Origin of the sequence: Dactylosporangium vinaceum (assembly GCF_019904175.1) — a bacterium.
GTDB lineage: Bacteria > Actinomycetota > Actinomycetes > Mycobacteriales > Micromonosporaceae > Dactylosporangium > Dactylosporangium vinaceum.
The window spans coordinates 1,548,778-1,566,753 of the sequence record NZ_CP061913.1 but is presented as its reverse complement, the minus strand read 5'-3'; the positions used below and the strand labels follow the sequence as shown (position 1 = coordinate 1,566,753).

General features: G+C 72.5%; 16 protein-coding genes and 1 tRNA gene. 11 read left to right on the top strand and 6 right to left on the bottom strand.

The features are described 5' to 3' along the window. Positions 1-50 precede the first annotated feature (50 nt). Entirely contained in the window at positions 51-308 is a 258-nt protein-coding gene (locus tag Dvina_RS06810; protein WP_223101494.1) for a hypothetical protein, read from the bottom strand. Positions 309-420: 112 nt separating this feature from the next. Between Dvina_RS06810 and Dvina_RS06805 the strand changes: the two genes are divergently transcribed. Next, entirely contained in the window at positions 421-744 is a 324-nt protein-coding gene (locus tag Dvina_RS06805; protein ID WP_223101493.1) for a DUF4287 domain-containing protein, read from the top strand. Then, positions 741-1,463: a MerR family transcriptional regulator gene (locus Dvina_RS06800; protein ID WP_223101492.1), complete on the top strand. Its 723-nt coding sequence runs from the start codon at positions 741-743 to the stop codon at positions 1,461-1,463. Before Dvina_RS06805 ends, Dvina_RS06800 begins: the two co-directional genes overlap by 4 nt. A 195-nt stretch (positions 1,464-1,658) precedes the next feature. Here the strand turns inward: Dvina_RS06800 and Dvina_RS06795 are convergent, their stop codons facing one another. After that, positions 1,659-3,716 carry a cellulose binding domain-containing protein gene (locus Dvina_RS06795; protein WP_223101491.1) on the bottom strand — a complete coding sequence of 686 codons (2,058 nt, stop codon included), beginning with the start codon at positions 3,714-3,716 and terminating at the stop codon, positions 1,659-1,661. Between the two features lie 550 nt (positions 3,717-4,266). Here Dvina_RS06795 and Dvina_RS06790 point away from each other — a divergent pair. Together Dvina_RS06790 and Dvina_RS06785 are read left to right on the top strand one after the other, a co-directional pair. Continuing rightward, on the top strand, positions 4,267-5,019 hold the full coding sequence (locus tag Dvina_RS06790) for a single-stranded DNA-binding protein (RefSeq protein ID WP_223101490.1): 753 nt from the start codon (positions 4,267-4,269) through the stop codon (positions 5,017-5,019). Between the two features lie 149 nt (positions 5,020-5,168). Further along, positions 5,169-5,241: transfer RNA gene (locus Dvina_RS06785), tRNA-Arg, on the top strand. A 197-nt stretch (positions 5,242-5,438) separates the two neighbouring features. Here Dvina_RS06785 and Dvina_RS06780 read toward each other — a convergent pair. Further along, complete coding sequence (locus tag Dvina_RS06780; protein ID WP_223101489.1) at positions 5,439-6,455, bottom strand: NAD(P)H-dependent flavin oxidoreductase; 1,017 nt, start codon at positions 6,453-6,455, stop codon at positions 5,439-5,441. A 98-nt stretch (positions 6,456-6,553) separates the two neighbouring features. Here Dvina_RS06780 and Dvina_RS06775 point away from each other — a divergent pair, with 98 nt between their 5' ends. The 3 genes from Dvina_RS06775 to Dvina_RS06765 are packed head-to-tail and all read left to right on the top strand — an operon-like array spanning position 6,554 to position 10,241. Beyond that, positions 6,554-7,510, top strand: a complete 957-nt coding sequence (locus tag Dvina_RS06775; RefSeq protein WP_223101488.1) for an AraC-like ligand-binding domain-containing protein — start codon at positions 6,554-6,556, stop codon at positions 7,508-7,510. Positions 7,511-7,566: 56 nt separating this feature from the next. Further along, a complete protein-coding gene (locus Dvina_RS06770; protein WP_223101487.1) occupies positions 7,567-9,093 on the top strand; it encodes an alkaline phosphatase D family protein in 1,527 nt (508 codons plus the stop codon). Positions 9,094-9,101: 8 nt separating this feature from the next. Beyond that, on the top strand, positions 9,102-10,241 hold the full coding sequence (locus tag Dvina_RS06765; RefSeq protein ID WP_223101486.1) for a hypothetical protein: 1,140 nt from the start codon (positions 9,102-9,104) through the stop codon (positions 10,239-10,241). Here Dvina_RS06765 and Dvina_RS06760 read toward each other — a convergent pair. After that, positions 10,225-11,127 (bottom strand): LysR family transcriptional regulator, encoded by a 903-nt coding sequence (locus Dvina_RS06760; RefSeq protein ID WP_223101485.1) that lies wholly within the window; start codon positions 11,125-11,127, stop codon positions 10,225-10,227. The genes Dvina_RS06765 and Dvina_RS06760 overlap by 17 nt on opposite strands. Positions 11,128-11,193: 66 nt before the next feature. Here Dvina_RS06760 and Dvina_RS06755 point away from each other — a divergent pair, with 66 nt between their 5' ends. Then, on the top strand, positions 11,194-12,639 hold the full coding sequence (locus Dvina_RS06755) for an MFS transporter (protein WP_246656077.1): 1,446 nt from the start codon (positions 11,194-11,196) through the stop codon (positions 12,637-12,639). A gap of 1,214 nt (positions 12,640-13,853) precedes the next feature. Here Dvina_RS06755 and Dvina_RS06750 read toward each other — a convergent pair. Continuing rightward, positions 13,854-14,240 carry a hypothetical protein gene (locus Dvina_RS06750; RefSeq protein WP_223101484.1) on the bottom strand — a complete coding sequence of 129 codons (387 nt, stop codon included), beginning with the start codon at positions 14,238-14,240 and terminating at the stop codon, positions 13,854-13,856. 236 nt (positions 14,241-14,476) lie between these two features. Here Dvina_RS06750 and Dvina_RS06745 point away from each other — a divergent pair, with 236 nt between their 5' ends. Then, positions 14,477-15,175, top strand: coding sequence for a DsbA family oxidoreductase (locus Dvina_RS06745; RefSeq protein WP_246656076.1), 699 nt, complete (start codon positions 14,477-14,479; stop codon positions 15,173-15,175). Positions 15,176-15,292: 117 nt separating this feature from the next. Continuing rightward, positions 15,293-15,769 carry a GNAT family N-acetyltransferase gene (locus tag Dvina_RS06740; RefSeq protein WP_223101483.1) on the top strand — a complete coding sequence of 159 codons (477 nt, stop codon included), beginning with the start codon at positions 15,293-15,295 and terminating at the stop codon, positions 15,767-15,769. Positions 15,770-15,950: 181 nt separating this feature from the next. Here Dvina_RS06740 and Dvina_RS06735 read toward each other — a convergent pair whose 3' ends face one another. Then, complete coding sequence (locus Dvina_RS06735) at positions 15,951-16,475, bottom strand: hypothetical protein (RefSeq protein WP_223101482.1); 525 nt, start codon at positions 16,473-16,475, stop codon at positions 15,951-15,953. Between the two features lie 118 nt (positions 16,476-16,593). On the opposite strand from Dvina_RS06735, the gene Dvina_RS06730 reads away from it, so the two are divergent. Further along, positions 16,594-17,973, top strand: a complete 1,380-nt coding sequence (locus Dvina_RS06730) for a ferredoxin reductase family protein (RefSeq protein ID WP_223101481.1) — start codon at positions 16,594-16,596, stop codon at positions 17,971-17,973. The last annotated feature ends 3 nt before the right edge of the window (positions 17,974-17,976 follow it).

Genomic DNA, 17,976 nt, shown 5'->3' with positions numbered 1-17,976 from the left:
GGGCCCCGACCCCGCCTGTGCGCACATCGCGAAAGCCCGGGATACAACCCTCAGGTGGCCAGCGAGGCGGCGATCCGGCGGAGGATGTCGGCCACCGGCTCGCCGGTGCGGCGGGAGTGGTCGAGCAGGACCAGGGCGGCCAGGTTCGTCATGCCGGTGAAGGCGCGGCCGACGTCCGCGACGGCGTCGTCGTCGCCGATCATCTGCTGGAGGTATCCGCTGCGCGTCTCGCTGTCGTGCGGAGCCTGGAACAGCAGCGTGAGCACGCCTATCGCGTTGCGGGTGTCGTCCAGGCGGCGCTCGTCCATGGTGCCAACAGTACGGGCGGAAAAATCTTTGCGCGTGTTTGTCGAAGCGCGCGACCGGTCCTCGACGCAGGGGTGAGAGCAAGCAGGCAGGCCCAGACGAAGGAGTACGGCCATGTCGTTCCAGGCGTACATCGACGCGCTCGAGATCAAGACCGGTATGACCCCGCGCGCGCTGCTCGCGGCGGCGGCGGCGCGTGGGTTCGAGGGGCCGCAGGTCAAGGCGGCCGGGGTGATCGAGTGGCTGCGGGAGGACTACGGCGTCGGGCGCGGGCACGCGATGGCGCTGGTGCATGTGATCAAGAACGGTGCGAAGATCCCCGGGAAGCACGTCGGGTCCGGCGGAGTCCACAGCGACCCGACGGACACCCTGAACCTGGACGGCCGGGCGAGCCTGGACGGCCGGGCCGACGCGAAAGGCGGGGCCCGCAAGCGTTGATCACCATCGGGCAGCTCGCGGCCTACGCGGGCGTCACGATCAAAGCGGTGCGCCACTACCACGAGCGCGGCCTGCTGGAGGAGCCCGAGCGGGACGCTTCGGGCTATCGGCGCTACGGTGCCGAGCACGCGATAGCGCTCGTCAAGATCAGGACCCTGGCCGAGGCCGGCGTGCCGCTCGCCCGCATCCAGGAGCTGCTCGCGGCCGATCCGGAGCAGCTCCGGCAGGCGATCGCCGAGATCGACCGGAGCCTGGAGCGCAAGCAGCTGGAGCTCCAGCGGGCCCGGGAACGGATCGGGCGGCTCGGGTCGGGCGACCGGCTGTTCGTGTCCGCGGAGGTGGCCGGGCTCCTGGAGTCGCTGCTGGAGCTCGGCGTCAGCGAGCGCACGGTGCACATGGAGCGTGACATCTGGATCCTGCTGCAGTCCGTGGAGCCGGGCGAGGCGCGGACCTGGCTGGCCGACAAGCTCGACTCGTTCGCGGACCCCAAATTCCGGGCCATCTACGTCGACTACGACGCCGCCTTCCTGTGGCGCCCCGACGATCCCCGGCTGCCCGCCCTCGCCGAGCGCACGGCCGCCTGGCTGCGCCGCCGCCCCGAGCGGCCGACGACCCTCGACCCGGCGATCGCGCAGCTGGTCTCGGCCGCGGCCGGCCTCAACTCCCCGGGATGGACCCGCCTGACCGAACTGACCCGCCAGGCCGCGACGCGACAGTGACCCTCCGGCCCGGCCACGCGCGACCCGATCACCACCCGTTCAGCGCGTCGGACGAGACCACCCGCGATCTCACCACGACCCGGTCCAGCGGGCCGGACGAGACCACCCGCGGCCCGATCACGGCTCCGCCCGGCTCAGCGCGTTCGGCCCGCGGTGGGCAGTACCACCGCGGGCCGTTGCTTGTTGCTCGAAAAACTATGCGACAGTGCAGACGTTGCCGTTGAGGGTGAAGGCGGCCGGGAGGATGTTCGGTCCGCTGTACGCCCCCACGAACCCGACACTCGCGGTGGCGCCCGGAGCCAGGTTGGTGTTGAAGTCGGCCGGGGTCACCTTGACCGTGGCGCCGGTCTGGGTCCAGGTGCCGTTCCAGCCGGAGCTGAGGCTCTGCCAGGGCGTCGGCCAGGTGAAGGTCAGCGTCCAGTTGTTGATGGCGGCGGTGCCGGTGTTGGTGATGTCGATGTTGCCGACGTACCCGCTGGCCCAGTCGTTGGTGTCCGTGAGGCGGACACTGCACGTGCTCGTGGCCGGCGAGCCCGTGGCGAACGTGAGCGGCGGCGAGGACCAGCTGGCCCGGCCGGAGCCGTCGCGCGCGACGATGGTGACCGTGTACCGCGTCCCGGGCGTCAGGTTGCCCGCCGTGAACGACGTCGAGGTGGTCTCGCCGAGCTGCTCGCTGCGGGCGCCGACCTGCCGGTACACCTCATATTTGACGCCTGTCGTCGTCGAGGCCGGCCAGGTCAGGGTGGCGGTGCGGTCGGTGACCGCGGAGACCGACGGGCGGCCGGGGGCCTTGGGGGCACCCGACGCCGACGTGGCCGGGTGCAGCGTCAGCACCGTCAGCGAATAGGGGGCGAGGCTCTGCGCCGCCGCCGAGCCGGACTGGGCGCTGGTGATGCCCGCGGCGCCGTTGAGGAACGTCTCGACCACCGGTGCCGCAGTGCTGGGGGTGTACCCGTCATAGGCGATCTTCACCGCGTGACTCGCCGCCGGGTCCATGTTGACCAGCAGCACCGTCAGATCCCCGTTGGCCCGGCGCGCGGCGTGCGCGGCGACCAGCGGATTGTCGGTGCCCGCCCGGATCAGCTGGTCGCCGGGGTGCACGAAGGAGTGCATGAGCTTGAGCGCGTGGTACGGCGCGAACGGGGTGTTCATCGGCGGCTGGCAGACCGTGCCGTCGGACGTACAGTTGCCGCTCGACAGCATTCCGAAGTCGCCGTAGTCCGTCTGGCCGCCGATGGTGGAGACGGTGCCGATGCCGTTGTGGACGTCCCACCAGTCGACGGTGAAGACGCCGTTCTCCAGCATGTTGCTGTAGGTCTGGGCCAGGAACAGCGCACCCGGCTGGGTGTTCTGCCCGACGCCGACGTTCGTCTCGGTGAGGCTGATGCCGATGCGCGACGAGCCGGCCCCGGCGTACTTCGCGATCTGGTCCTTGACCACGTACATGATGTCGTCGATCTGGGCCGGCTTCGCGAGCGCGTCGGCCTCGCTGCCGCCGCCCGGATACCAGTGCAGGTCGACGAAGTCGATGGACGGCCCGGCGATGGACAGCACGACCTGGTTCCAGGTGCCGGCGTCACCGGCCCCGACCAGCCCGTCCGGCCAGTTCGCCGGCGTGGTCAGCACGGCGCCGACCTTGATGTTCGGGTCGACCGCCTTCATCGCCTGCGCGTACGCGACGACCTCCTGCGCGTACTGCTTCGGGCTCTTGTCGGCGTGGTCGTCGGCCTCCCACGCGGTGCCGTAGTGACCGTTGCCGTAGTTCTCGTTGCCGATGGTCCACCAGTTGGCGTGGTACCCCTTGGTGATGTTGGCGTACCGCACCCAGTCGGCCGCCTCCTGCGCGGTACCGGTGCCGTAGTTCGCGATGATCATCGGCTGGGCACCGACGCGCTGGGCGCCGGCCATGAAGGTGTCGAAGTCGGTGTTCGGCGCGACGTACCCGCCGGGCGCCGTGTGCGTCTGCCAGTGGTAGATGTCGGCGTAGGAGCCCCCGGGGTAGCGCAGCATCCCGACGCCGGCCGCGCCGAGCAGGTCGGACACGGCGGGCGTGCCGAGCTGCGAGTCCCAGATGGCATGGTTGACGCCGAGCGCGGTGTCGGCGACGGTGGCCAGCCCCGCTTTGGTGTTGACGGTGACGTTGGTGGGGGCGGGATCGGCGTACGCATCGGACAGCGGCATGCTGCCGAGCGCACCGGCCGCGACGAACAGCGCGAGCGCACCAGCGGCGCGGCGCACTGAACCCTGGGGCATGGCGGACCTCTCAGTCGAGGAAGTGAATCGCTTCGATCGGCAAGCTCGTCCGATCCGCCCCCACCGGGCAAGCCACCGCCCGGCTCGCCCCGCTTTGTCAGCCCCGCCGGACCGAACCTTTCACGCCCGCCCACCTACTCGAATTGGGTCTGGCGGATAGCTGCGTGAGCAACTAACATCTCTCCCGAGACCGGCATCTTCCCCCGTGGATGCCGGTCTCCATACTTTTTCCGGGCCTTTCACCGCGACCGCCGAAGCTGCAGGCGGGCTCCCGCGGCGTCCGCGGTGGTCCGGACCGTCACTCCCGTGGCCTCACCGTCCGGGGGCGGTAGCGGATTTCTTGCTACGGACCGCCCTGCGGGGCGGTCCCGGACCGTCGGCCATCAGTCCAGGTCAGAGGTGGGCCCCTAGCAGATCATCCGGTGGTACGCGACCCCGTCCACAAGCACATGGTTATCCACAGATCCGGCCCCTCGCCGCCGCGGCCCGCAGCCGATCCGGTGCACGCTTCCTCCCGAACGCACAAGCACAACCCGGGAGGAGATCGACAATGTTCGAGACCAAGGTCACGATCATCGGCAACGTGCTCAACGCGCCGGAGTGCCGGCGGCTCGTGGGCACCCAGACGCTCGTGACGACGTTCAAGGTGGCGTCGACGTCGCGGCGGTACGACCGGAACGACAGCAACTGGGTCGACGGCAACAGCCTGCGGCTGCGCGTCAACTGCTGGCGCCAGCTCGCCGAGAACGTGGCCCGCAGCATCCAGGTCGGCGACCCGGTCATCATCACCGGCCGCCTGTACAGCCGCGACTGGGAGAGCGAGGACCACGTCCGCCGGGTGAGCTACGAGCTCGACGCCCACGCGGTCGGCCACGACCTGTCCCGCGGCCGCGGCAAGTTCGCCCGCATCCGCGCGATCACCGGCACCACCGCCATCGACGACGAACTGGCCGACCTGAACATCGCCGACGCCCCGACCGAGCCCGTCGACGAGATCAACAACCTGCCCCGCCGCCAGTCCTACGACGAGGAGCTCGGTGGCGTCGTCACCCTTGTCGACGACGGCGACCCCTTCGCCGAGGACATCCTGTCGGCCCTGAACAACGAGGAGCTGAAGACCGCCTTCGAAACCGCCACCGCCATGACCGGCGACGAAGAACCCGACCCCGACGCCGAGGAGGCCCTCGAAGCCCTGGAGGACGACGAGGAACAGGCCGCCGCCGCAACAACAGCGCGGCCGGACGAGCCCGCGGGCCCGCGGGGCAGACGCCGCCCGAGACCCCGCATCCCGGCCGGCGTCTGACCACCGGCGGCGGGCCGGCGCGGGGGTTTTCCCCGACCCGAAGCCCCGGCCCGCCGCCAACCCGGTTGCCCACTCCCCGGCCGCATGCTGTTCTTAGGCAGGTCTTCAAGCAAGGCTGCGCAGGATGCAGGTAGCCTGTGCGACGACATGCGCTCGTAGCTCAGTGGATAGAGCAGGGGACTTCTAATCCCAAGGTCGTAGGTTCGAGTCCTACCGGGCGCACAGGGTTGACTCCGCGCAGCCGCGGGGCGGGGGTTCCCACTCGCGGCCGGCTCGCCGGCGGCGGCAGGCAAACCGGGCCCGGCCGCTGGGGCCGGGCCCGGATCTCCTTACGGCCGGCCGTCGACGGTGTTGCGAAGCGGCCTGTGGGGCTCGATGTCGCGGCGGTCGTGGCCGACGCAGGCATGCGAGAGCGGCGGTTACGCGGTTCCCTCGGGCGGCGCGGCGGCGGCCAGGAGGGACTCGGCCTCCTTCGTCATGCGGGCGATGACGTCGGCGGCGGGGAGGACCTCGGTCACCAGGCCCACGCCCTGGCCGGAGAGCAGGGCCATCTCCTCCAGGTCGCCGGTTGTGGCGTCGCGCATCGGGACCAGGTTGGAGAAGCGGTGCATCGGGACGCGTTCGCCGCCCAGGATCGTCTCGCCGATCAGCGGTAGAGGCGTGTCCGGGATGTCGGCGGTGCGGCCGGCCCACTCGCGGACCACGCGGTTGCGCAGGACGCGCATGGGGTTGAAGGTCGGGGTTTCCGGGCCGAACAGGGACGTGCGGACCGTCTCCTCCGCGGCCGCCGCCACCAGGCGGTCCTTGTAGCCGGGGTGGGCGGCCGACTCCTCGGTCGCGACCAGGCGGGTGCCGACCCAGGCCCCGTCCGCGCCGAGCAGCAGCGCGGCGGCGAGGCCGCGGCCGTCGGCTATGCCTCCGGCGGCCAGGATCAGGGCGCGGTCGCCCACGGCGTCGGCCACCAGAGGGAGCAGGGCGAAGAGCGGCAGGGTGGCGAAGTTGTGGCCGCCGGCCTCCAGGCCTTGGGCGACGACGACGTCCACGCCGGCGTCGACCGCTTCCACGGCGGCGGTGACCGAGCCGACCTGCTCGAAGACCTTCACGCCGGCGGCGTGGAGGCGCTCGATCCACTGCTGCGGCGGGTGGCCCCAGTGGAAGGAGGCGACGGCCACGCCCGCGGCGCAGACGGCGTCGATCTGCTCGTCGGTCGTGAAGATGGTGATGAAGTTGACGTTGAGGGGGCCGGTGGTGCCGGCCTTGATCAGGCCGATCGTGTGCGTGAGGGCGGGCGCGGGCATCAGGCCGACGCCCAGGGAGCCCAGGGCGCCCGCGTTGCTGACGGCCACGGCGAGGTCCGGGGTCATGCCCACGAACGCCATCCCGGCCTGGGCGATCGGCGTGGTCAGTCCGAACGCTTCGGTGAATCGTGTCCTCATGGGTCAACCGTGTCGGAAGACCGTCGCAACCATGTTGCCCACCGTGCAGGGCGGCGTTGCATTGCGTGCAGAGGCAGGAACCCGACAGGAGGGGGCCGATGGACCGGCCCACGGCAGACGCGAACCATCAGCCGGCGGACAACCCGAAGCGAACGCACTGGTCGACCCGGGACGAGGCGCCGGGTGAGCAGTTCGCCTACTGGCGGGAGCTCATCTGCACGGCGTTCCTGGCCCTGACGCCGGAGTCGGACCTCAGGAGCCGGTTCGCCGGTGACGTGACCCAGTGGCCGCTCGGCGGCCTCGCGCTGGCCCGCATCGCGTCGCAGCGCCAGACCGTGCGGCGCACCGAGGACGACATCGCGCGGACGCCCGTGCACGGGTACTACGCGAATCTCCAGGTGCGCGGCACCAGCGTGATGGCCCAGGGCGACCGCACCACCCTGCTGCACCCCGGCGAGCTGGGGCTCGTCGACACCACGCGGCCGTTCCGCTTCGCGTTCGGGTCGGACTTCGAGCAGCTCTCGTTCTTCATCCCGGGCGCCCTGCTGCCGGGGCCGGTGCCGACCGCGGCCGCCGTCGCGACGCGTGCGGGCGTGGGGGCGGCGGTGCGGCTGGCGCTCGAGTCGGTGCCGGGCCTGCGGCGACCGGAGCGGCTCGCGGTGCACGCGGCCGGGATGCTTGCGGTGGCCCTCGACCCGGCGATCCTGCGCCCGGACCGGGCGGTGAAGGCGCCCCGGACCTACGCCGCGGCCCTGGCCGACATCGAGGAGCACCTCGGCGACGACGACCTGAGCCCGGCCACGACCGCGCAGCGACTGGGCGTGTCGGTCCGATTCGTGCACGGCCTGTTCGCCGAGAGCCCCGGGTCCTACACGAGCACGGTCAGGCGACTGCGGCTGGAGAAGGCGGCCCGGGACCTGCGCGATCCGGCACTGTCACACCTGCGGGTCATCGACATCGCCACCGAGGCGGGCTTCGTCAACGTGGCGAGCTTCCACCGCGCGTTCCGGCGGGCGTTCGGGCAGACACCCAGCCAGGTCCGTACACATTTGTAGAGATCTATACAAGGGGCGGCCATGCGGTGTTCATGCGCGGACCCGAAGGTGGCCCCATGAACAGGCTCAGCCGCCGCACCTTCGTCCTCGGCGGGCTCGCCGCCACCGGGGCCGCCGTCGCTCCGCTGCAGCGCGCCGGCGCCGCAGTGCCGTACCCGTTCCAGCTCGGCGTCGCCTCGGGCGAGCCGGACGCGACGAGCGTCGTGCTGTGGACCCGCCTCGCACCCGCCCCGCTCAACGCCGACGGGCAGGGCGGCATGGCCACCGCCGACGTGGCCGTCGACTGGCAGGTGTCCGCCACCGACACGTTCGCGACGCTCGTCGCGTCGGGCACGTTCACGGCCCGCTACGCCGCCGCGCACTCGGTGCACGTGATCGCCGCCGGGCTGCAGCCCGACGCCGAGTACTCCTACCGCTTCCGCGCGCAGGGGCACATCTCGCCGGTCGGGCGGACCCGCACCGCACCCGCGCCGGGCACGCTCGGCCGGGACTTCGTCATGGCGTTCGCCTCGTGCGCGCACTACGAGTCCGGGTACTACACCGCCTACCGCCGCATGGCCGACGACCGCCCCGACCTGATCCTGCACCTGGGCGACTACATCTACGAGGACGCCGCCACGGCCGGCTCCGTGCGCCTGCACGCCGGCGCCGAGATCGTCTCGCTGGCGGACTACCGGCGCCGCTACGCGCAGTACAAGTCGGACCCGGACCTTCAGGCCGCGCACGCCGCCGCGCCCTGGCTCGTGGTGCCCGACGACCACGAGGTCGAGAACAACTACGCGAACATGGTACGGGCCGACAGCAGCCCGGCGCTGACCACCGCCCAGTGGACGGCCCGGCGCACGGCGGCCTACCAGGCGTACTACGAGAACATGCCGCTGCGCCCGGCCAACGCCGGAAGCGGCAACAGCATCCCGCTCTACCGGCGCGTCCAGTGGGGGCAGCTGGCCGTGTTCCACATGCTCGACACCCGGCAGTTCCGCAACGATCAGGCGTGCGGCGACGGCTGGAAGGTGTGCGCGGACGCGGACCTGGCGACCCGGAGCCTGCCCGGGACGGCGCAGGAGGCGTGGCTGCTCGACGGGCTCGGGCAGCACCTGGCGAAGTGGGACATCGTCGGCCAGCAGGTGTTCTTCGCGCGCCAGTTCGACGCGGCCGGGGCGGGCAACATGGACGCCTGGGACGGCTACCGCGCGTCGCGGGCCCCCATCCAGCAGGGCTGGGTCGACCGGGGCGTGCGCAACCCGCTGATCCTCACCGGCGACGTGCACGCCGCGTGGGCCAACAACCTGAAGGCCGACTACGCCGACCCCGACTCGGCGGTGATCGGCACGGAGCTGGTCTGCACGTCCATCACTTCAGGCGGCAACGGTACCGCCGACACGACGATCCCCAACGCCGCGACGAACCCGCATCTGCGCTTCTACTCCAACCGGCGCGGCTACGTCCGCACGAGCATCACGCCGGCCCGGGTGACGGCCGACTTCCGCGGCGTGGCCACGGTGACCGAGCACGGCGCGGCCGCGAGCACGCTGCAGTCCTTCGCCGTCCTCGACGGCCGTCCCGGCCTCCAGAGCCTCTAGGAGTACCCATGCAGGCACTGGCACTGGCACTTGCGGCTTCTCTGACGTTCACGACGGCCAACTCCACCGCGACCGGCGACCAGGACACGGCCGCGATCGCGACCAACCGCTACGGCCAGACCGCCGTCGTGTGGGAGGACAACCGCGACGGGCTGCACGACGACGTGTGGATCCGGCTGTTCACCAACGGCGCGGCGAAGTACGAGACGAAGCTCTCGGCCGGCGGGAGCGCGAACTGGACCCACCTCACGCCCGACGTCGGGATCGACGACAGCGGCAACGCGGTGGTGGTCTGGGCCGAGGACGGCGACGGCAACGGGGTGTTCAACATCCAGTACCGGGTGATCTCTCCCGCCGGTACCGTCACCGCGTCCGGGCGGGCCAACGCCGGCCCCGCGGGCGACCAGATCCTGCCGAAGGTCGCGGTGGACCCGGACGGCGCCCCGGCCGGCGGCGCCGTCGCGTTCACGGTGGTGTGGGAGGACGTGCAGAGCGGTGTGTACACCGTCAAGGCGGCCGGCTACACCGGGCCGGCCACGAAGGCGTACGAGGTCTTCGCGTCCCAGCAGACCGGGCAGCACCACCGGCCCGACGTCGCCGTCGACGCGTCAGGCGACGCTCGTGTCGTGTGGGACGAGGACGCCGACGCCAACGGCTACTACAACATCGGGCTGGTCGGCCTGGCCAGGGCGAACGGCGCGGTGAACCTGTCGCGGCGCACCGCCAACAGCCTGGGCGACGGCCAGCAGCGCCACGCCGCGATCGCGGAGGACTTCACCGGGGGCTTCGCGGTGGCGTGGGAGTCCGACCACACCGGTACCGCGGGCGTCTGGACCCGCTCCTTCGCCCCCGGCGCCGTGGCCCGCGGCCCCGAGACCCTCGTCGCCGACGGCGGGACGAACCCGGCGATCGGCGTCGACGCCCAGCACGGCTCCGTCGTCGCCTGGACCGCGGGCCAGGACGTCTGGGCGCAGGGCAGCGGCTTCCCGGCGCAGCGCAGCAGCCAGGTGGCCACGGGCCGGCAGGAGCAGATCGGGGTCGCCGTCGACCCGTGGGGCGGGTTCTCGGTCGCGTACACCGACGACAGCGACGGCAACGGCTACGACCAGGTGATCCTCGGCACGGGCGGGGTCAACTCAGGCTGGTGACGACGACCTCCTTCACGCGGGTGCGCAGCCAGCGGTGAGCCCCGTCCGCGTCGAACCGCGCGTGCCAGGCCTGGGCCAGCTCGATCGGGGGCAGGTCCAGGCCCGGCACGTCGAGGGTGACGAGGTTCAGCGCGGCGGCGGTCGACCGGCCGAACCGCTCGGCGCCCAGCCCCACCAGGTCGGTCTGGGCCACCATGAGCATCGCCGCCGCGAAGGTCGGCGTGGACAGCGCGACCCGCCGCCGCAGACCGTGGCGCTCCAGGACGTCGTCGATCGGCCCCGTGAGCCGGCCCCGCCGCGACGCGCTGACGTGGACCGCGTCGGCGAAGCGCCGCAGGGTCAGCCGCCCGCGGGTCAGCGGGTGCCCGGCCCGCACGATCGGGACCAGGCGCTCCCGGAGCAGTACCTCGGTGCGGATGTCCGGCGGCGGGTCGTTGACGACGCCGATGTCGAGGTCGACCTCGCCCGAGCGCAGGGCCGGCGTGTCGGTCTGCGGGGTCTCGCCGAGGAAGCGCAGCCGCACGCCGGGCGCCTCCGCGGCGATCCGGTCGATGAGCGGCGCGGCGACCGAGACGGCCAGGTCGCCGGCCAGCATCGTGAACGTGCGCTCGAGCGTGGCCGGGTCCGGCTCGGCCGGTGCGGCGAAGACGGCGTGCGCCCGGTGCAGCAGCTCGCGCACCTCGGCCCGGATCGCCACGGCGCGCGGGGTCGGCACCATCCGCCGCCCCGAGCGCACCAGCACCGGATCGTGCAGCGCCGTGCGGATGCGGGCGAGGGTGCGGCTCATGGCCGGCTCGGACAGGTGCAGCCGGGCCGCCGCCGCGGTGACGCTGTTCTCCTCCAGCAGGGCGTCGAGCGCCGTGAGCAGGTTCAGGTCCAGATGCATGGGGCGCATTATTCCGGTACGAACTATGCATTTGAAGTCAGCTGACCCGGCCCGCACGATCGAGGGGTGACCCTCCTGTTCATGCTGCTGACCGTGGTCCTGATCCAGGCCATGGTCGCCGGGATCAACCTCGCCATCCCGTCGCTCGCCGCCGGCGGCCTGCACCCGTCGCACACCGACCTCGTCTGGGTCGTCGACGCGTACGTGCTCGTGTTCGCGGCCCTCCTCATCCCCCTCGGCGCCCTCGGCGACCGCATCGGCCGCAAGCGCGCCGTCGTCTGGGGCCTGGCCCTGTTCGCGGCGAGCTGCACGATCAGCGCCCTGGCCCCGAACGTCCTCACGCTGCAGCTCGGCCGCGCCCTGGGCGGCGCCGCGGCCGCTCTCGCGCAGCCGGCGACCCTCGGCGTCCTGCTGGCCGTCTACAAGGAGTCCCGCACCCGCGCGGTCACGCTGTGGACGGTCGCCCTGGGCGTCGGCGGCGTCGCCGGCAACCTCATCGCGGGCGCGGTCCTGCGCTCGGCGGCGTGGCCCTGGTTCTTCTGGGCCTTCGTGCCGGCCGCCGTGGTCGTCCTCGTGCTGACGGCGTTGCTGGTACCGCAGGTGCCGCGCTTCCCGAGCCGGACGTCCGCGGTGGACACCGTCGTGCTCGCCGGCGGGCTCTTCGCCCTCCTGTTCGGCATCATCGAGGGCCCGGAGCACGGCTGGGCGTCGAGCCCCGTCCTGGGCGCGTTCGGGCTGGCGCTGGCCCTGCTGGCCGCGTTCGTGTGGCGCGGCCGGCACGGCCGCAGCCCCCTGCTGGACCCGCGCGTGTTCGCGATCGCGTCGGTCCGCGCGGGCACCCTGGGCGTGGCCGCGAGCTTCCTGGCGCTGTTCGGCCTGTTCTTCGTCAACGCGCAGTTCCTGCAGGACGTGAAGGGGTACTCCCCGCTGCTGACCGGCTTCGCGATCCTCCCCCTGGCCGTGGGCATGCTCGTCATGTCGGCGCTCGCCGGGCGCACGGGCGCCGGGCGCGTCACGATCGCCGCCGGGATGGGCCTGATCGCGCTGGGCCTGGTCCTGCTGTCGTTCGTGCGGGCCGGCACCCCGTACCCGTGGTACGCCCTGTGCCTGCTTGTCACCGCGGCCGGCCTCGGCCTGTGCGCGCCGGCCCTGACCACCGGCGTGCTGCGCGGCCTGCCCCCGGCCCGGGCCGGCCTGGGCTCCGGCCTCAACTCGGCGGCCCGCGAGGTGGGCGCCGCGCTGGGCGTGGCGGTGATCGGCTCGGTCCTGAACTCCACGACCTCATTCACCGCCGGGATCGCGATCGGCTACCGGGTGCTAGCCGCCCTGCTGCTGGTCTTCGGCGCCGTCGCGGTCGCCATGTGGCCCCGCGGCGACGCTGCTCCAGTAGGCGAGGCCGTCCCGGGCGGCGAGCGTGTCCGGGTGCCCGGGGCCGAGGCGGGCACTGCGGGACTCGGCGAGGATCTGCCAGAGACCCCGGGCGGTGGCGTAGTCACCGGCGTGGCCCGGTGAGCGGGCCAGCCGCCCCATCGACCGGCTGAGCGGGTCGACGACAAGCAGCGCGTGCCGCAGCAGCAGCGCACACACCGGCCAGGACTCGCCGACCGTCACGTCGGCCGGGACCGCCGCCTCCACCAGCGCCGCCGCGGCCGCCCGCCAGGCCGCCCGCCGGCCCGGCTCCAGCGCGTCGAGCGTGACCGCCTGGACCAGCCGGTGGACCGACACCAGATCGCCGGGCGGGCCGATGAGGTGATAGCGGCGCAGCTCCAGGGCGGCGGCGTCCAGGCCGGAGGGGCGCTCGACAAGCGGCCGGAGCTCGGCCCGGATCTCCTCCGGGACGGCGGCCGGCAGCGGTGCGCTCAGGAGGACCCGGACCGGAATGTCCTCGGGCGCCAGGCAGGCCAGCAGCCGCAGCAGCGCGATCGGCCCCGGGCCGGCGGCGCGCAGGTCGTCGAACGCCGGTCGCCAGGTCGCCGCGGCCGGCAGCAGCCCGGGGCGCTCCCGGCGCAGCAGCTGCAGGTAGCCGGCCAGGGTGCCGCCGGTCCCGGCCACGAACGCGGCCGCCTGGGCCAGGGCCAGCGGGAGGCCGCCCAGCCGCCGCGCGATCGCCTCCGCGGACCCGGTGTCGAACTCGCCGGTCTGGTTCAGCAGGAACTGCGCCGCCACGTCGGTGCTCAGGCCGTCGACGGGCAGCGTCCGGCCGGGTGGCCACCGGCCGTCCCGGGTGGTGACGAGGACGTCGCCGGAGCCCTGCGGCGGCAGCCAGCGCCGGACCGCGGCGTGGTCCCGGGCGCTGTCGAAGATCAGCAGCCAGCACCCGCGCTGCCGGGCGAGGGCGGCGTGCACGCGGGCGACCGGGTCGGCGCGCTCCCCGATGCCCGTCGGGTCGAGCCGCTCGGCCAGCTCGTGGAACTGCGCCAGGAGCGCGGTGGCCTCGGCGGCGCGGAACATCCAGACGAGCGCGTACTCGTCGAGGTGGCGGTAGGCGTACTCCAGGGCGGCCGTCGTCTTGCCCACGCCGCCGGGCCCGCACAGCACGACTGTGGACCGCTTGGCGATGCTGCCCAGGAGCTTCTCCCGGCCCACCACCGGCACCGGCCGCGGATCGAGGCGCAGCGGCTCCCCGGCGGCCACCCGCCGCCGATACAGCAGCGTGCCGACCGCCACCCCACCGTGATCGGCCACCACATCGCCCGGACGTGGTCTCGGCAGTACGCCGGGAACGGTCAGACCCGATCCGTTCCCGGCGGCGTAGGGAACCCGGTGGTCAGCGGTGCGCCGATGTGGCTCGCCGCCACCAGGGAGCCGGATGCCGGGCCGGCGACCCGGGCGTCCTGCAGCAGCTCGCGCAGCGCCGCCGCGGCGGCCGGGTCGGTGCGCAGCAGGTCGCGCAGCCGGCCCCTCCACTCGGCGACCAGGTCACGCTCGGTGTCCGGGGTCCGGCCGGCGGCGTCCTCGTCGAGCGTCTCCAGCGCGTCCCGCTCCGCCCGCGGGTCGCCGCGCCCGAGCAGCCGGGCCACCCGCGATCGCAGGGCCTGCCATCCGTCCGTGGCCATGGCACCGACCACGGCCGACGCCGCGTTCGTCGCCAGCGCCACCAACTCAGCGTCCACCGAGCACCCTCCACCCCAACGACGGTCATCACACCGTAACGGCATACTCCACATGAGTGACGTTGCCGACCGGTGCTGTTCCTCACGAAAAGTCCGGCGTTGCGTGCTTCGTGTCGCCGGACTTGTAGCGCCATTTCATGATATCGAGGGTTGTCGAAGTACCAGATAATCGGGCATTTGTCAGATCTTCTGCCGCCGCTATTGTTGAAGCGTCAAACAGCGGTGAGGGAGTGCACATGATCCAGGTCGAGGTCTGGTCCGACGTCGTCTGCCCGTGGTGCTACATCGGCAAGCGCCGGCTCGAAGGCGCCCTGGCGAAGTTTCCGGGCGAGGTGTCCGTCGAGTGGCGCAGCTTCCAGCTCGACCCGTCGACGCCCACCGGCGACCCGCGGACCGTCGGCGAGTCGCTCGCCGCGCGCCGGGGGTTCACGGCCGCACAGGTCAAGGGCATGTTCGCCAACGTGACGGCGATCGCGGCGCAGGAGGGCCTCGACTTCGACTTCGACCGCGCCCGCACCGCCAACACCCTCGACGCCCACCGGCTCCTGCACTTCGCCAAGGCCCACGGCCGGCAGGGCGAGCTGAAGGAGCGGCTGATGCGGGGGTACTTCACCGAGGGCGCCGACGTCGCCGACCACACGGTGCTCGCGGGCCTCGCGGCCGAGGTGGGGCTCGACGAGGTCGCCGCGAAGCAGGCCCTGACCGACGGCTCCTACGCCGAGGACGTCGACGCCGACATCGCGCAGGCGCGGGCGTACGGGATCAGCGGCGTGCCGTTCTTCGTCTTCAACCAGCGCATCGGGGTCTCCGGCGCGCAGCCGCTCGAGGTGTTCGAGCAGGCGCTGGCCCAGTCGTCGCTGACGCTCCTGCGGGCGCCGGAGGGCACCGCGAGCGCGGCCGCCGGCGAGTGCACCGACGACTCGTGCGCGATCTGAGCGGCGGCAAATTCTAGGCCCCACGGGCGCACAGTCAAGCGGTGGATAGACCATCGTGAACGTGAGTGACTATTTTCCGGCAGGCACGGTCCGCCCCTGCGGTTTTACAGTGCACTCATGACCGCTGATGTTCTGCACAGCTACCGCCAGCAGGTGGCCCGTGGGGTGCGCAGGCTCGCGCCGGACGACACCGACCAGGTGGCCCGGCTCCTGGAGAGCGACGGTCATCCGCAGGCGGAAACCAACATCGCCGAGCGGCTGCAGCGCTGGTGCGAGCACCCCGACGGCGCCGCGTTCGTGTGGGACGAGCGGGGCCGCCTGCTGGGCGTCATCGCCGCCCACGTGATCCCCTCGTTCGAGGTCGACGGCGCCTGGCTGCGCGTGGTCGCCCTGGCCGTCGCCGAGTCGGCCCGCGGCCGCGGGATCGGCACGAGCCTGGTGGCCGCGGCGGAGACGTTCGGCCTGATGCGCGGCTGCTCCAGCGTCGAGGCCACCAGCCTGCGCACCCGCGAGGGCGCGCACGCCTTCTACCGCGCCCTGGGCTACCAGGACCGCACCGACGCCGCCGGCCGCTTCCAGCGCCGCCTCCCCTGATCCGACCGCCCGGAGCAGCGCCACCGCCGGGCGGGCAGGCCATACGAAAAGTCGGGCACTGCGTGCCGCGACCTTTCTGACGTATCGCCCGACGGGGCATACGTCGCGTTCCGCCCGATTTGTGACTTCGTGCAGGCCGAGCGAAAGAAGATCGCCGCCCCGGGCACCCGATCGGGTGCGCTCACGCACCCAGGCGAGTGCCGAGCGCCGTCGCGACCTTCACCAGACCGTCCTGCGCGCCCGCCGGGATGTCGCCGCCGCCGAGGTTCACGACCGAGAGCACCACGATGAGGTTGCTGACCCGCATGCTGATGACCTGCGGGGCGCCGATCGCCTTGGTCCGCTGCCGGATCGCCTGCTCGCCAACGCCCTGGAGCGTCTCGGTGTCCCCGCCGGCGACAGCGATGAGGTAGCGCGACGCGAGCTGCGGCCCGCCGACGGTGCCGTGCTTCGTGACGATCGTGTACCCCACGTTGACCTGCAGCTGCCCGTCCGACGCCGTGCAGTTGTCGCCGTCGGTCTCCACCCCTGGCGCGCTCAGCACGGGCGCGAACGTCGACGCGTCCATGATCCCGCAGCCGGGCACCGACGTGAAGCGGCCGGCCTCGGCGAAGAGGCCGAGCGAGTACGCCGTGCCCAGCCCGGTCGCCGCCACCGCCGCCAGGACGGCCGCCGAGATCAGGACAATTCGCCAGAGCCGCTGCATCGCTGCAGTGTAGGGCTGTGCTCAACCTGAAGTCTCGATTAAGCCCGTGGCCTGGCCCCCCGTGGCGCTGGTACCAACGACAGCGGTGGAACCACATGCCCAGTACGCCGAGACAACGATGACCGTCCCGAGACAGCGCCAGGCGAGCTCGCTCGCGGCCCCGGCCGCCCGGCCCGTCGAGCACCACACCGCCGGACGGTTCATCCTCCGTACCCTCTTCTGGAGCGGCCTCGCGCTCGCCGTGCTCCCCTGGTGGCTCGGCACGAAGGCCGGCTCGATCGAGACCTCGGCCGACGTCTTCCAGGCGGCCGGGCGGGTCACCGGCCTGATCGCCGGCTACCTGCTGCTGACGCAGGTCATCCTCATGAGCCGGCTGGGCTTCCTGGAGCGCTGGATCGGCGCCCGGCACCTGGGCCTGTGGCACCGCGAGCTCGGCGGCTCGGTGCTTGTCATGATCCTGGCGCACGGGGCGCTCATCACGGTCGGCTACGCGTACGCCGACAGCAAGACCGCCACGAGCGAACTCGGTGTCCTGCTGACCCAGTACGACGACATGGTCACCGCGTTCATCGCGGCCGGCATGCTGGTGTGCATCGGCCTGCTGAGCATCCGCCGGCTGCGCCGGGCCCTGCCCTACGAGCTCTGGTACTTCCTGCACCTCACCTCCTACCTGGCGCTGCTGCTCGGCTTCGCGCACCAGTTCTCCGACGGCCAGGAGCTGTACAAGCCCGGCCTCGGGCGCACCGCGTGGATCGGGTTCTACGTCGTCACGATCGCCGCCGTCGTCCTCGGCCGGATCGTGGGCCCGCTCTGGCTCAACCTCCGGCACCGCCTGCGCGTGGCCGACGTGGTCGCCGAGGGCCCGAACATGGTGTCGATCTACATCACCGGTGCCCGGCTGCACGACCTGGACGCCAAGGCCGGCCAGTTCTTCCGCTGGCGGTTCCTGGGCCGGGGCCTGTGGTGGCAGGCGCACCCGTTCTCCCTCTCGGCCGCACCCAACGGCCGCTGGCTGCGCCTGACCGTGAAGACCGTCGGCGACCACACCCAGCGGCTGCGCGCCATGCGCCCGGGTACCCGGATCTTCGTCGAGGGCCCGTGGGGCGACTTCACCGCCGCTCGCCGCATCAAGCAGCGCGCCCTGCTCATCGCGGCCGGCAGCGGCATCGGCCCGATCCGCGCCCTGCTGGAGGAGCTCCCGCCGGGCGCGATCGTCATCTACCGCGCCAGCGCCGTCCACGACCTGCACCTGCGCCACGAGCTGGAGCAGCTGTCCGAGCTGCGCCACGCCCAGCTGTGGTTCGTGGTCGGCGACCGCCGCGCCCCGGGCCCGCGCCGCCTGTTCACCCCGGCCGGCCTGCGCGACCTGGTCCCCGACGTCACGGAGCGCGACGTGTATCTCTGCGGCCCGGACGGCCTCATCCAGCAGTCCCTGGCCGTCCTGCGCCGCCTGCGTGTCCCCCGCCGCCAGGTCCACCTGGACCCCTTCGAGTTCTAGAGG